The 14,002-nt window shown below is 42.6% G+C and carries 15 protein-coding genes, 2 tRNA genes and 1 other annotated feature; of the genes, 9 read left to right on the top strand and 8 right to left on the bottom strand.

All coding sequences use genetic code 11. The features are described 5' to 3' along the window. Window positions 1-297: 297 nt before the first annotated feature. Together queF and ACTWPM_RS18275 are read left to right on the top strand one after the other, a co-directional pair. A complete protein-coding gene (gene queF / locus ACTWPM_RS18280) occupies window positions 298-792 on the top strand; it encodes a preQ(1) synthase (protein ID WP_443134421.1) in 495 nt (164 codons plus the stop codon). A 24-nt stretch (window positions 793-816) separates the two neighbouring features. After that, complete coding sequence (locus ACTWPM_RS18275) at window positions 817-1,623, top strand: aminoglycoside N(3)-acetyltransferase (RefSeq protein ID WP_443134420.1); 807 nt, start codon at window positions 817-819, stop codon at window positions 1,621-1,623. A 30-nt stretch (window positions 1,624-1,653) separates the two neighbouring features. Here ACTWPM_RS18275 and aldA read toward each other — a convergent pair whose 3' ends face one another. After that, a complete protein-coding gene (gene aldA / locus ACTWPM_RS18270; protein WP_443134419.1) occupies window positions 1,654-3,105 on the bottom strand; it encodes an aldehyde dehydrogenase in 1,452 nt (483 codons plus the stop codon). A gap of 136 nt (window positions 3,106-3,241) precedes the next feature. Between aldA and ACTWPM_RS18265 the strand changes: the two genes are divergently transcribed. After that, a complete protein-coding gene (locus tag ACTWPM_RS18265) occupies window positions 3,242-3,442 on the top strand; it encodes a hypothetical protein (protein ID WP_443134418.1) in 201 nt (66 codons plus the stop codon). 32 nt (window positions 3,443-3,474) lie between these two features. Here ACTWPM_RS18265 and ACTWPM_RS18260 read toward each other — a convergent pair whose 3' ends face one another. From ACTWPM_RS18260 to ACTWPM_RS18250, 3 genes are all read right to left on the bottom strand, one after another. After that, window positions 3,475-3,729 (bottom strand): hypothetical protein, encoded by a 255-nt coding sequence (locus ACTWPM_RS18260; RefSeq protein ID WP_443134417.1) that lies wholly within the window; start codon window positions 3,727-3,729, stop codon window positions 3,475-3,477. Between the two features lie 106 nt (window positions 3,730-3,835). Beyond that, window positions 3,836-3,940 (bottom strand): YjcZ family sporulation protein, encoded by a 105-nt coding sequence (locus ACTWPM_RS18255; RefSeq protein WP_087946016.1) that lies wholly within the window; start codon window positions 3,938-3,940, stop codon window positions 3,836-3,838. Between the two features lie 846 nt (window positions 3,941-4,786). Beyond that, complete coding sequence (locus ACTWPM_RS18250; protein ID WP_443134416.1) at window positions 4,787-5,443, bottom strand: M50 family metallopeptidase; 657 nt, start codon at window positions 5,441-5,443, stop codon at window positions 4,787-4,789. Between the two features lie 106 nt (window positions 5,444-5,549). Here ACTWPM_RS18250 and modA point away from each other — a divergent pair, with 106 nt between their 5' ends. From modA to ACTWPM_RS18235, 3 genes are read left to right on the top strand one after another with little or no spacing between them, the layout of a single operon-like run. Continuing rightward, window positions 5,550-6,311, top strand: coding sequence for a molybdate ABC transporter substrate-binding protein (gene modA / locus ACTWPM_RS18245; RefSeq protein ID WP_443134415.1), 762 nt, complete (start codon window positions 5,550-5,552; stop codon window positions 6,309-6,311). 20 nt (window positions 6,312-6,331) lie between these two features. Then, window positions 6,332-7,009 (top strand): molybdate ABC transporter permease subunit, encoded by a 678-nt coding sequence (modB, locus tag ACTWPM_RS18240; RefSeq protein WP_443134414.1) that lies wholly within the window; start codon window positions 6,332-6,334, stop codon window positions 7,007-7,009. Between the two features lie 15 nt (window positions 7,010-7,024). Continuing rightward, window positions 7,025-7,654: a sulfate/molybdate ABC transporter ATP-binding protein gene (locus tag ACTWPM_RS18235; protein ID WP_443134413.1), complete on the top strand. Its 630-nt coding sequence runs from the start codon at window positions 7,025-7,027 to the stop codon at window positions 7,652-7,654. Between the two features lie 311 nt (window positions 7,655-7,965). Here the strand turns inward: ACTWPM_RS18235 and ACTWPM_RS18230 are convergent. Continuing rightward, window positions 7,966-8,038 (bottom strand) — tRNA-Arg (locus ACTWPM_RS18230). 237 nt (window positions 8,039-8,275) lie between these two features. Between ACTWPM_RS18230 and ACTWPM_RS18225 the strand changes: the two genes are divergently transcribed. From ACTWPM_RS18225 to ACTWPM_RS18215, 3 genes are all read left to right on the top strand, one after another. Then, on the top strand, window positions 8,276-8,917 hold the full coding sequence (locus tag ACTWPM_RS18225; RefSeq protein WP_443134412.1) for a deoxynucleoside kinase: 642 nt from the start codon (window positions 8,276-8,278) through the stop codon (window positions 8,915-8,917). Next, window positions 8,914-9,597: a deoxynucleoside kinase gene (locus tag ACTWPM_RS18220; RefSeq protein WP_443134411.1), complete on the top strand. Its 684-nt coding sequence runs from the start codon at window positions 8,914-8,916 to the stop codon at window positions 9,595-9,597. The genes ACTWPM_RS18225 and ACTWPM_RS18220 overlap by 4 nt, the downstream gene beginning before the upstream one ends. A 119-nt stretch (window positions 9,598-9,716) precedes the next feature. Continuing rightward, a complete protein-coding gene (locus ACTWPM_RS18215; RefSeq protein ID WP_443134410.1) occupies window positions 9,717-10,553 on the top strand; it encodes an MBL fold metallo-hydrolase in 837 nt (278 codons plus the stop codon). Between the two features lie 167 nt (window positions 10,554-10,720). On the opposite strand, the gene ACTWPM_RS18210 is transcribed toward ACTWPM_RS18215, so the two are convergent. From ACTWPM_RS18210 to pdxT, 3 genes are all read right to left on the bottom strand, one after another. Next, window positions 10,721-10,813, bottom strand: a tRNA-Ser gene (locus ACTWPM_RS18210). Between the two features lie 949 nt (window positions 10,814-11,762). Then, complete coding sequence (gene serS / locus ACTWPM_RS18205) at window positions 11,763-13,037, bottom strand: serine--tRNA ligase (protein WP_443134409.1); 1,275 nt, start codon at window positions 13,035-13,037, stop codon at window positions 11,763-11,765. Between the two features lie 55 nt (window positions 13,038-13,092). Then, window positions 13,093-13,315 (bottom strand) — a binding site (T-box leader). A 39-nt stretch (window positions 13,316-13,354) separates the two neighbouring features. Next, the gene (gene pdxT / locus ACTWPM_RS18200; protein WP_443134408.1) at window positions 13,355-13,945 is read right to left on the bottom strand and encodes a pyridoxal 5'-phosphate synthase glutaminase subunit PdxT; all 591 of its coding nucleotides are present in this window, start codon (window positions 13,943-13,945) and stop codon (window positions 13,355-13,357) included. Between the last annotated feature and the right edge of the window lie 57 nt (window positions 13,946-14,002).

Below are 14,002 nucleotides of genomic sequence, written 5' to 3'. Positions count from 1 at the left end.
TTTTAGGGTACTTCCGTTTATTTTTAAAGTGATATGACCAAGAATTTACATAAAAAGGTCGAGAAAACGACTGAAATTGACAGTTTTAAAAGGGGTTTATATAATTAAAACAGTGTTAAAACCTATAAAAATAGAGGTTTCTTAGCCAACCCCTCTATAAAAAACTAAGGAAGCTGAAGAAATTAGCCGCAGCCCTTAGAGCTGCGGCTTTTTTAATGGAATTAACTTCCACCTCAGGTCATCCATAAATTGGATGGACCGAACGTACAAACTATATTTTAACTAGGAGTGTTCATAATGCCTGGACGTAATGAAGATGATTTAAATCTTTCTCTGCTTGGAAATCAAGGGACCACCTATTCCTTTGAATATGACCCCGAGGTGCTGGAAACATTTGAGAATCAGCATCCAAACCGTGATTATTTTGTGAAGTTTAATTGCCCTGAATTTACGACCCTCTGTCCCAAAACCGGTCAACCGGACTTTGCGACTGTTTACATCAGCTATATTCCCGACCGTCTAATGGTGGAAAGTAAGTCATTAAAATTATATTTGTTCAGTTTCCGCAATCATGGCGACTTTCATGAGGACAGCATGAACACCATTATGAATGATTTGATTCAGCTTATGGACCCACGTTATATCGAAGTATGGGGCAAATTCACGCCAAGAGGAGGAATTTCCATTGATCCTTACTGTAACTATGGAAAGCCCTCTACTAAATTCGAACAGATGGCCGATCACCGCTTAATGAATCATGATCTCTATCCAGAAAAGATTGATAATCGGTAACGGTGGAAAAGGGGGGAAGTCTAGATGAGTGAAAAAGATGTCATCGCACAGACGAGTTCGCCAAATACAATCGATTCATTGACTAAAGATTTATATAAATTAGGGGTAAAACCCGGCGATACACTGCTTGTGCATGTTTCTATGAAGGCACTGGGCTGGGTTAGCGGCGGTCCGCAAGCTGTTATTCAAGCTTTAATGGATGCCCTGACAAGTGAAGGGACATTGGTTATTCAAACGCATTCGCCTACCTTGTCTGATCCCGTTGAATGGCAAAACCCGCCGGTGCCCGAACATTGGCACGAAACGATTCGCCAGACCATGCCAGCTTATGATCCTGAAAAAACACCATCCACTTATTTAGGAGTCATTCCTGAATTATTCCGGAAATTTCCCGATGTTCATCGGAGTCATCATCCTTCCTTTTCCATTTCAGCCTGGGGTAAGAATGCCAGCGAGATTACTAGTGAACATCCCTTGGATTATTCATTAAGCGATCATTCTCCACTTGGCAAAGCTTATAAATTAGATGCAAAGGTGCTTTTATTAGGCATAGGGTATGACGCCAATACCAGTTTTCATCTATCAGAATACCGGTCAGGTACTCGGAAAATGAAAGAAAATGGCGCACCTCTTCAAGTAGAGGGGGCTGCCAAATGGACCGTCTATAAGGATATTGAGTTTGATGATGAATTATTTGAAGAAATAGGCGAGCAATTTGAAAAAAAGAAAACGATTCTTACGGGGAAAATTGGTGAGGCTCACTCCAGACAGTTTTCCATGCCTGAAGCGGTGGACTTTGCAGCAGAGTGGTTAAAAAACCAAGATCATTAAAAAAGGGTGCCAAATTCGGCACCCTTTCGTTTATTTTTTATCATTTTTATACTGCATATAAACGGCCTGAGTAACAAGAAAATCTTCCATTCCATGTTTTCCGTCAGCCCCGCCAAGGCCTGACTTGCGCATACCTGCGTGATATCCTTGGACTTCTTCAAAGTTTTCACGGTTCACATACGTTTCACCGAATTTCAACTCATTTACTACTCGCATAGCTTCATTCAAATCATCGGTGTAGACGGAAGAGGATAGTCCGTATTCCGTATCGTTTCCTTTTTCAATAGCCTCATCAAGGGTTTTGTAGGTAGTGATTGGAATAACTGGTCCAAATATTTCTTCCTGCATAACGGTTGTATCATGTGTGACGTTCGTCAAAATGGTCGGTTTATAAAAATAGCCTTGCTCCAGATCGGCGCGTTCGCCGCCAGTTTCGATTTTTGCACCCTCGTCTACAGCCTGTTTTACCATACTTTCCACTTTTTCCAGACGATCCTGGCTCACAAGTGGACCTACATCAGCATCTTTATTCTCACGAGGGTTCCCGATTGTGCAGGATTCAAATTTATTTTTAAGCTGTTCAATTAATTCCTCAGCTTTACTTTCATGGACATATACACGTTCAGCGTTCGTACATGCCTGCCCATTATTGGCAAGTCTTGAAGTGAGAATGCTTTCTACAGCAATGTCAACATCTGCATTAGCCGTTACAATAGCAGGCGCTTTGCCACCTAGCTCAAGATTAACCTTGGTAATATTTTGAGCGGCTGCTTCCATGACCTTCGTACCGGCACCAACGCTTCCGGTCATCGAGATCATGTGTACATTTTTGTGAGACGCTAACGTATTACCGATTTCTGATCCTGTGCCCGTAACCAAGTTATATACACCTTTTGGTATTTCTTCCATACCATCAATGATTTTTGTAAATTCCACAGCTGTATTCGGGGTCTGCTGACTCGGCTTCAGTACAATTGTACAGCCTGTCACAAGAGCGGTAGCTACTTTTCTAGCCAAAATAAACATAGGGAAATTCCAAGGTACAATCCCGGCTACCACCCCGATAGGTTTTTTGTAAATGAATATATTTTCATTCGGACGGTCACTTGGAACGACGTCCCCTTCCATTCTTCTCGCCCATTCTGACATGTAACGGAAATAATCTATCGCTAAATCAATTTCTCCACTGGCCAGTTCATAATCTTTTCCTTGCTCTTCCTGCAAAAGATCAATGAATTTCTCGCGATTTTCTTCAATTTGATCGCCCAGTTTCCGTACAATCTTTCCTCGTTCGATATTCGGAGTAAGTTCCCAATTCTTTTGAGCTTCGGAAGCAGCGCTTACTGCGCGCTCTACATCATTTTTAGTGCCTTTTGGTACTTTAGAAATGACTTGTTCAGTGGCTGGATTGAGGACTTCTATCCATTCATCGCCTTCAGATTCTATATATTGACCATTAATATATAATTGATGTGTCTGCAAAATAGTAACCTCCTGATTTGGTATTTATCCAATGCATTCCACCTGTTTACAAATAATAAACAAGCAGATATGTTACCCAATAGAGGTTTAGAAAAAAGACTCATAAATCATGATTAATAATAAAGGAGGGATAATCGTGAAAAAACAAAATCAAATGTTTATTATTTTAGGACTTGTAGGGATTGGCAACCTGATTGCATCCATCGTTTTATTGTTCATGATTCAAGACCTTATGGTATCTATGGTTTTGTTCGCGTCTGGAGTTCTTCTCATTATAGGTGGCTATGCAGACCGTAAAGAACGAATTAAACGTTCGAGGCGTAACGGGCAAACGTAACGGTCACGAAAAAAAGCCCTGAAACCAGGACTTTACTTCCATTCCAATATGTAACCCTTCACTGTTTTCGTGCGCCCATCCTCACTATTTTGTACCGCTTCAAAATGAGGGTATTCTCTGTCCAAATGGTACTGTATGGTTTCCGATTGCAGATAAAGCTTATACTCCAGATCATTAACTTTGTGCAGGGTTATATCGGGGACAGTGGTCTGATCACCTTCATCGTCAACTAGAAGAATATCAATGTGGTCAAAACCATTAGTAATCAGACGATCTTTTAGATTCATATGCGGGATTCCTCCATGAACTTAATCTATTTTACGATACCCCCGCTCACTATCCGACAAACTTTCCATTTTATGTAGAGAGCGGGAAAGCTTCCCGCCTTTTATCTTAATACCCGTAACCACGGCCACCTACATAAGATGCACCAATGATAACCAAAAGGATGAACAATACTACTAATAGGGCGAAACCGCCGCCGTATCCTCCGCTCATTTCATTCCCTCCTCTCTTGCTTACTTTACTACCATATTCAGTTCGAGAATGGATGACCGGGCAGGAGCGGAGTTTTTTATTTTTTTAGACGCTTATGAACGATGTAGGCGATTTTTTTATTATCTTTTTGATAAAAGGCTTATTACGCAATAATGCCAAATTGCGTAAGACTCGATTCGAGATATTCCGGGCCCGTCGCTAATAAAGAGAGGGCTGGCTACGGAAACAACTCGCTTTCCTGCGGGGGAACTGGCAAGCCTCCTCAGTCGTTAACACTCCTTGTGGGGTCTCGCCTAGCTCCTTCTCCCGCGGGAGTCTCCTTGTTTCCTTCGCCACCCTATGCTTGAAAAGCGAACGGACCCTTCTATAGGCGTTGGAGGGTGCTTAATCCGCATTGCATGCTTCTATAGCGGGAATTATCCAGACGTTCATGCTTATTTACCTATCATAAAAAGGCGCTTTTCGAACAAGCTTTCGAGCTCCCTATATCGCAAGGTCCGGAGGAGGACTATGTAGACTCCTGTGGGATAAACATGATCGGTGAGTCCCCGGAAGTCGAAGACTGAGGAGGCTCAGCACAGAAGAGGAGGTTCGACTAAGAACGCCATTTCGTGTGGCAACGTCGAACGACCCTGCGTCGTGCAGGGCCGGAAAGCGTAATCGTCCCCCGGAGGACCTTTTTCATAACCAATATCTCGCAACTGAGTCTTACAGAAACGTGAGCTTATTTGTAAAATCCAAAACTGAGATTTTATAGATCTTTAATCAGATATATTTAAAATCACTAACATGGGTGTACAGAGCCTTTTTATTAAAGAAGAAGGTCCCTGTGCAAGCACTCAGGCATTACAGAGGGAAAAAGCGTCTCAATCCAAGCCATGCAAAGTATAAGGACTGGGCAAAGAAAGCCATTCCCCATAAGGGCGCAGGAATAAATTTTGTGGCCCGCGCCAAGTTGGCAGCATCACCCGCCTGCATAGGGGAGACAAAACTGATCCACATAATCTCAAAAGCGCTCGTGACTGCTTCAACAAAGACAAGGGAAGCCAAAAAGACAAGGACATATTCAATAAGACTCTGATTGCCGCTTCGCAATAACCAGATGAATCCAGCACCAAACGTAATGACCCAAAACAAACCATAGCCGTTCCGTATCCAGAAAATGAGATTAATAGAAAGAAAGGCAATCAAAATGTAAATCATCCATTTATACTGACCTTTCGCTATTAAATAAAAAAAGAAAAAAGCGAAAAATGAAGCAAACACATAGCCTGCTATACTCGTCAACACATGACTGATCCATGAAGAGTGACCTGTTAACGTCGTACCTGATGTATTAGGGAGTAAAGAAATCCGGCGCACTTCTCCTCCCGTTATTAGTGCCGTTAAGGAGTGGCCGCTTTCATGGATCATGGTGTTTAGAATAGCAAAGTATTTACCAACTACAGGCATTTGAGTTAAAAGCAAAGCCACAATAATTCCAAGAATAATTTGTGTTTTCATCGGTGATATCCTTTCTTTAGTCATATCGTTTCTTTGTACTTCACTTTTCGCGAACGATATAATATTCTGTAGTGAAAAATCATCATAAGGAGGCAGAAAAAGTTCAATGAAGCTGATACGTTTACTCGCCTGCATAGTAATAATTGTATCATTAGCCAGCTGCTCTGCCTCTTCTGAAGAAAATAAGAGCTTGACCATTTCCGCAGCTGCCAGTTTAACAGATGCCATTAAAGAACTAATTGATACATACGAGAGTTCCCATAACACGAGCATTCAATTAAATTTAGCCAGTTCTGGCAAGCTGGCCCGACAGATTGAACAAGGAGCGCCAGTAGATTTATATTTATCTGCTAATCAAAAGTGGATGGACCAGCTGGAAGCTGAAGAGCAGATTGAATCAGATTCCCGTCGGAACTTCACTTCTAACCACCTCGTAATAATAGGACCCAAAAATAAGGACGAGCTGAATTCATTGGAAGCTTTAGCTACTCTCCCCCCTGAGTCACAAATAGCAGTGGGAGAACCTGAAAGTGTTCCAGCTGGTTCATATACGAAACAAGCCCTCAAAAAGATTCAAATTTGGGAGGCACTCAAAGAGCAGCTGGTATTTGCCAGTGACGTGCGTCAAGTCTTAACCTACGTGGAATCCGGGAATGTTTCTTATGGAATCGTCTATGGGAGCGATGCTAAAATATCAGACCAGGTTCACGTGCTGACAGAAATCGATCCGGCATTACATAAACCGATCGTATATCCAGGAGCTGTCTTATCAGATAGTGAGCACAAACAAGAAGCGACTGATTTTTTGAGGTTTCTCGAAACGAAAGAAGCAAAAGACATTATGAAAAAATACGGATTTCAATCGTAACCAGGAAGTGAATGTTAACTATGAACTATTCTCCTCTATTCTTGTCTCTAAAAATAGCCGCCATCGCTACCCTCATCGTTTTTATAGCTGGGGTAATACTTGCACGGGTTATTTCCAGAAATTTATTTCCCGGGAAAAGTATAGTAGAATCCATCTTTTTACTACCACTTGTATTACCACCCACCGTGGTGGGCTTCGGACTGCTATATTTATTTGGAAAAAATGGAATACTGGGGAGATGGTTAATGGAATGGTTGGGTGTTCAAGTGGTATTCTCTTGGATAGGTGCTGTTATTGCTGCAGTCGTGGTTTCATTTCCTCTTATGTATCAAAGTGCTTCGGCTGCTTTTCAAAATTATGATTCAAACGTTGAGAATGCAGCTTTAACAATGGGAGCTTCTAAGCTCAAGGTTTTCTTTACTATTTCCTTTCCCCTGGCCTGGCCCGGACTGTTAGCAGGGACCGTTCTTACCTTTGCCCGGGCGCTTGGAGAATTCGGTGCTACTTTAATGATCGCAGGATACATCCCCGGGCAGACCGATACTATTCCGTTAGCCATTTATTTTGCGGTTGAAGCCGGACGAATGGAGCAAGCCAAAATGTGGGTCCTTATTATTGTAGCCCTTGGTTTAAGTTCCACCCTATGGCTGAATTGGTGGACCAGGCGTAACGTACTTTCGTTCAATCGTAAATCTTAGCAGGAGGCCTTATCTATGCTAAATCTTGATTTTCAAAAACGTCTCAATCACTTTCTACTTGATATAAAAGCTTCTTTTCAAAACGAAATCATCATTTTATTTGGCCCCTCAGGCTCTGGAAAAACAACTACTCTTAACTGTATCGCTGGTCTGAGTCACCCGGACGAAGGCCAGATTGAGCTGAACGGAGAGAAACTCTTTGATGGCAGATCCAAAGTTCCGGTTCAAAAACGGCGTGTTGGCTACTTGTTTCAGAATTATGCTCTGTTTCCTCATATGACTGTCCAAAAGAACATCCAATATGGTTCCAATGATGATGAATTAGTCCAGCAATTAACTGAAGTAGTTGGTATTCAACATTTGTTGACAAGCTACCCTCATCAAATCTCAGGTGGTGAAAAACAGCGAGTTGCCTTAGTCCGCGCTCTTGCTACTAAGCCCAGAGCTTTGCTGCTGGATGAGCCGTTTTCTTCTCTGGATCGACAAACGAAGGATCAGTGCCACCAGGAACTACTCCGCCTTCATACCAGATGGCAGTTCCCTATCATCCTCGTTACTCATGACGAAGAGGAAGCCAGAAAGCTAGGTGACCGGATCCTCCCCATGAACCAGGGCAAGCTTGGAGCGCCAGAACAATCCTGGTAATAAAAAGATTTTTATTATATTTAAATAATATGTTATTATCACTTTATAAGACATATACCTCTTTAATTTCCTGTAGATTAAAGGTTTTGTCTCCTCTAGGCGCTGGAATACTGTTCTAGCGTCTTTATTTTTGTATAACTTTACCATTTTTTTGTTTATACTGGTTCTGAGGCTGGCCAATTGCTACTGAAAAGAAGAAACGGCTTAATCCTCCTCCAACATTTCCGCAGCCTTGAGTTGCGGTTTTTTATATATACGCGAAAAGGCCGGCATCCACTGATGGATGCCGGCCTTTTCTAGAACTATAGCAGTGCCCCCGGCAGGATTCGAACCTGCGGCACACGGTTTAGGAAACCGATGCTCTATCCCCTGAGCTACGGGGGCAAAAAGCGTACGTGTAATATTATACAAAATAATAGCTTGGATGAAAAGTGAATTCTTTTAAATTCACACTTCCTGTTACTTCAACTCTATGGATATGATAAAATGTAGTTTGTCTGTCTGAACGCTCAGGATAGTTAAAATCATAAGCCGTTCCCCCATGTCGCTTTTCTCTATTGGATGAAAAGGTTCGATAGGGAGTTCGTGCTTTTCTTAATTGAGTTTGAAGGAGGAGAAGAGATGGGACACATACCTTTCATTGCGGTTGAAGGGCCCATTGGTGTTGGGAAAACGTCTCTGTCTAAAAAGCTCGCCTCCCAGTTTGATTTTCATTTGCTCAAGGAAATCGTTGAGGAGAATCCGTTTTTAGGCAAATTTTACGACAATATTGAAGAATGGAGCTTCCAGACCGAGATGTTCTTCTTATGCAATCGATTCAAGCAGCTGGAGGATATCGAACGGAAGTATTTGCAGTTAGAGAAGCCGGTGATAGCCGATTATCATATTTCTAAAAATATGATTTTTGCACGCCGTACTCTTAGAGAAGATCAATTCCACAAGTACTCGCAGATTTTTGACATCTTAACGCACGATATGCCGCGTCCCAATATCATTGTATATCTGCATGCTAGTCTTGACACTTTGTTAGATCGAATTCGTATGCGGAACAGGGATGTAGAAGCGAATATACAACCATCTTATTTAGAACAGTTATCCAGGGACTATGAGGATTTCATGAATCATTTTGAAGCCACTCATCCTGATATTCCTGTTATCCGTTTAAATGGGGATGACATTGATTTTGTTAAACATCAGGATGATCTAGATTATATTGTTGAACTCGTAGAACAGCATTTAAATAAAGGAGAAGTTATTAAATGAACGCACGTGAACGCTATGGAATACCACATGACAGCGTCATTACTATTGCAGGTACAGTCGGAGTAGGAAAGTCTACCATGACGAACGCATTGGCAGACGCGCTTAATTTCCGGACTTCTTTTGAAAAAGTGGAAACCAACCCTTACCTTGATAAGTTTTATCAAGATTTCGAACGCTGGAGTTTCCATTTACAAATTTACTTTTTAGCAGAACGCTTTAAAGAGCAGAAGAAAATCTTTGAATATGGCGGTGGATTTATCCAGGACCGTTCCATTTATGAGGATACAGGCATTTTTGCCCGTATGCATTATGAAAAAGGAACGATGTCTGAGATTGATTACCAAACGTATAAGAATTTATTCGATGCCATGGTCATGACCCCCTATTTCCCTCATCCGGATTTATTAATTTACTTGGAAGGCTCGTTCGATGACGTTGTTAATCGAATAAAAGAGCGAGGCCGCCCAATGGAGCAGGAGACGCCTGTCGAATACTGGGAGGAAATGTTTAAACGTTATGAGAATTGGATCGATAATTTTAATTCCTGTCCAGTCCTTCGATTAAATATAGCGGACTATGACGTGTTAAATGATGAAAACAGTATTGAACCAGTTATGGAAAAAATCGGACATTTTATCCAACAATCCCGCAAATGGCGTTCCAGCCACTTGCTCACGTAAACCGAAAGCCTGCAGAGTTTCGAATCTCTGCAGGCTTTTTTATTATTATGTGCCTTATAAACGTGTAGATTAGGTAATATATGGGAAGACACATCCATAAAGAAAGGAGAATACTTCCAATGAAAGATCGATTTATTCCTGTAACATCCGTAGCCAGTGGAATAGAGCAGCCCGTTGCTGCAGATATTCACTGCCTGCCGATTCAAGTTGTAAATGTTTGTTTTGTCGGAGACCCGAATCACCCTAAGGACTGGGTACTGATCGATGCTGGTATGCCAAAATCTGCTGATGATATTATTTCTGCGGCTGAAGAATTATATGGGGAACAGGCTGCTCCCAAAGCCATTATCCTTACGCATGGACATTTTGATCATGTAGGGTCCGTAGAGAAGCTGGTGGATCATTGGGGAGTGCCTGTATATGCGCATGAATTAGAAATGCCTTATCTTACTGGCAAGAAAGACTATCCAGAACCAGACACAAGTGTAGACGGAGGGATGGTCGCAAAAATGTCTCGCATGTTCCCTAACGAAGGTATTGATTTAGGAGAACACGTGCATCCACTTCCTGCTGAGGGCACCATTCCTTATATGCCGGAGTGGAGGTGGGTCCATACACCAGGGCATACGGAAGGTCATGTATCGCTTTTTCGTGAAAAGGATCGCTCACTAATTGTCGGTGACGCCTTTGTTACTGTGAAACAGGAGTATTTATTTAAAGTATTAACGCAAGAACAGGAACTAAGTGGTCCTCCTCGTTATTTAACCACTGATTGGAAAGCTGCTTGGGATTCCGTAGCTAAACTTGAATCCTTACACCCTAAAGTTGCTGTAACTGGACACGGTTTACCAATGGCCGGAGCACAGCTCAATGAGGATCTTGCTATATTAAATCGAGAATTTGATAAGATCGCCATTCCTGACAAAGGAAAGTTCGTAGATCAGGAAGAAAAATAATCTGTCGTTCCATTATGTAAGCTGATGTCAGTTTCTGGTGGTATTCCTTTAAAAGTTTGTTAGATGCTGTTACGTTTTAAAATTATATAACCTAAAAAAGCAGCCTTCGAAAAGGCTGCTTTTGTTCTATAAATCTCCAATATTATGCGCTATTGTTGATAATAAAATGGCGGAGGAGGAGGGATTCGAACCCCCGCGGGGCGTAAACCCCCTGGCGGTTTTCAAGACCGCTCCCTTCAGCCGAACTTGGGTACTCCTCCGTGTGACCGACAATGAATATAATACCACGGCTAAGTGAGACCGTCAATATATTTTAAAAACTTTTTTTATTTCTGTAGATAAAAGAAGATTTTTGTCGATTATTTTTATCTCATTATAAGAATCTTCACGTGTATAGTCAATTTCCTTAACTCTAAAGCTTAGTTAAACCACCATGCTAATTTTCCACTAAAGCTCCCGTTTCTGGAAGACTCAGTTTCGAGACAATTGGGCCCGTTGCTCTAGATAGAAAGGGGGTAGTGGGGAAATAACTCGCTTTCCTATGGGGAAACGCTGAGCTTCCTCGCTCGTTTCACTCCCTGCGGGATCTCACCTAGTTCCTTCTCCCATGGGAGTCTCGCTATTTCCCCACCAACCCAGCCACAGGAGAATAACGGACCCTTCCAGAAGAGAGAATCCTCGCCTTCTTAACTGGCCTTAAATGCTTCTATGACAGGCTATTCCAGATCTTTATAGCATGAAAATAGCCTCATATTCACATGCTCATTTTGTGGATCAAGAAGATATCTTAAGTGGTTTCGAGTTGCTGATTTGGCAAGGTCCTTCGGGGGACGATGTAGACTCCTGCGGGATGAACATGATCGGTGAGATCCCGCAGGGCTGTTAAGCCCGAGGAAGCTCAGCACATGCCCGCGGAAAGTGTTCAAGAGCGGAATCGCCCCGATAGACACGACACGCATAAGCAGGAAATTCAAAAGGGATGCGTTCTTTCGTCCCGTTGAAATTCCTGCTTATGACGCGAGTGTCTGGGCGATGCAGCTGGCCGAATCGTCCCCCGAAGGACCTTCCTCATAACCAATATCTCGAAACTGAGTCTTAAAGTAAAAGGCCCTTTAGCGTAATATGCTTTTTTTAAAATAAACACTAACGTTTAATATAGCCTATAAAAAGCCGCACCTGTAAGTTTGCTCGGTGCGGCCTGGCTTTATATTACTGAATGGTCTCTTTACCACCCATGTAGGGGCGAAGAACTTCAGGAATAACCACAGATCCATCTTCCTGCTGATAATTCTCAAGAATCGCAGCAACCGTACGTCCCAGGGCCAGCCCTGATCCATTTAAGGTATGCACGAATTCCGGCTTGCCTTTCTCTTCACGGCGGAAGCGGATGCCTGCGCGGCGAGCCTGGAAGTCTTCAAAATTAGAACAAGAACTGATCTCACGGTACGTTCCATAGCTTGGAATCCATACTTCAATATCGTATTTTTTAGCAGCTGTGAACCCAAGATCACCTGTACACATGCTCATCACACGGTATGGAAGTTTAAGCAGCTGCAGTACCTTTTCAGCATGGCCCGTTAATTCTTCTAACACCTGATAAGACTCTTCTGGTTTAGCCAGCTGAACGAGTTCAACTTTATTAAATTGGTGCTGGCGGATCAGACCTCTTGTATCCCGGCCCGCAGAACCCGCTTCTGAACGGAAATTGGTGCTGAAAGCTACAAACTTCTGCGGAAGATTCTCACTAGATAGAATCTCTTCACGGTGATAGTTCGTTACAGGAACTTCGGCCGTTGGCACTAAAAAATAGTCCCAGTCTTCAATCTTAAATGCATCCTCTTCGAATTTTGGAAGCTGTCCCGTCCCAGTCATAGAGGTACGATTCACAAGTTGAGGAGGGAGCATTTCCTGATAACCATGTTCGTCCGCATGTAAATCCATCATGAAATTTAATAGCGCACGCTCCAGGCGAGCCCCTAGTCCTTTATAGAAAACAAACCGGCTGCCTGTAACTTTCGCGGCACGTTCGAAGTCCAGAATATCAAGTTCCGTCGCTACATCCCAGTGAGCTTTGGCTTCAAAATTAAAGTCTGGCAGATCTCCCCATTTTTTAGCTTCCACATTATCCTCTTCATCTTCTCCAACGGGTACACTTTCATGCGGAATGTTAGGAATAGAAAGGAGAAGGGTTTCTAATCGTTCTTCCACCTCTTTTAGTTCACCATCCAGCTTCTTGACTCGGTCTCCCACTTCACGCATTTCTTTAATCTTGTCATCCGCGTCCTGCTTTTCCTTTTTCAGTTGAGATATTTCTTTAGAGACCTCATTACGGCGAGCTTTTAACTCTTCCGTCTCTTGAATAAGCTCTCGGCGTCTTTCATCCAAGTCTCCAAAGGCATCCAGTTCGGATAAGTCCTCACCGCGTTTATTCAATTTCTGCTTTACTTCTTCAAAATTCTGACGTAAGTACTTCATGTCCAGCATGTGGATATCCTCCTCATTTATTTAATAAATATAAAAAGCCCCCGTCCCTTATAAAATAAGGGACGAGAGCTTGTTTATGCTTCCCGCGATACCACCCAAGTTGAAGATTGAAAATCAATCTTCCGGCTTAACTCATAACGGTGAGCACCGGTTCGACTTACTGTTATTCAGTCGAACACTCAAGGATGGATTCACATACCTTTTTCATCAGTTCTCACCAGCCACTGACTCTCTTTAAGAAAAAGGACTATGCTACTAATTCCTATCATCGCGTTATCTATTAGCTATTGTGTCTAATAACACTAGCGGATATTCAATTATAATGCAAGTGATTTTTTAGACTCTTCCACCATTTTAACAAAATGAGCAGTCATTCGATGATCAGTAGTTAATTCTGGATGGAAGGAGCAAGCCAGGTAACCATCCTGCTGGGCGGCTACGATATGGCCGTTATACGTGGCTAATACTTTACCGGATTCACCCACGCCCTCAATATAAGGGGCACGAATAAATACAGCATTGTATCCTTCAGCCACGCCTTCGATATCGAGGTCCACCTCAAAGCTTTCTCGCTGCCTTCCGAATGCATTACGGCGCACCTTGATATCCATCAGTCCTAAATGCACGTCATACGATCCATCAATTTCTGATGCAAGCAGGATTAGCCCCGCACAAGTACCGAAAATCGGCTTCCCTCGTTTTCCGAACTCACGAAGAGGCTCGAGAAATCCGTACTTATCAATAAGTCGTCTGATGGTTGTACTTTCGCCGCCTGGAATGATGAGCCCGTCAACATTCTCAAGCTGTTCAACCTTTTTCACTACGACACTTTCTGCACCCGAAGCTTCGATGGAACGAACATGCTCACGAAAAGCTCCTTGAAGTCCTAATACACCGATTGTAGTCATGATGCATGTCTCCTTTAAATCTATCCTAAATCATTCAATAAGTCTGAATATAAAGCG

The organism is Halobacillus sp. K22 (assembly GCF_052246795.1).
Lineage (GTDB): Bacteria > Bacillota > Bacilli > Bacillales > Halobacillaceae > Halobacillus.
The sequence above is the reverse complement of the archived record's forward strand: the minus strand, read 5'-3'. Positions and strand labels throughout refer to the sequence as shown.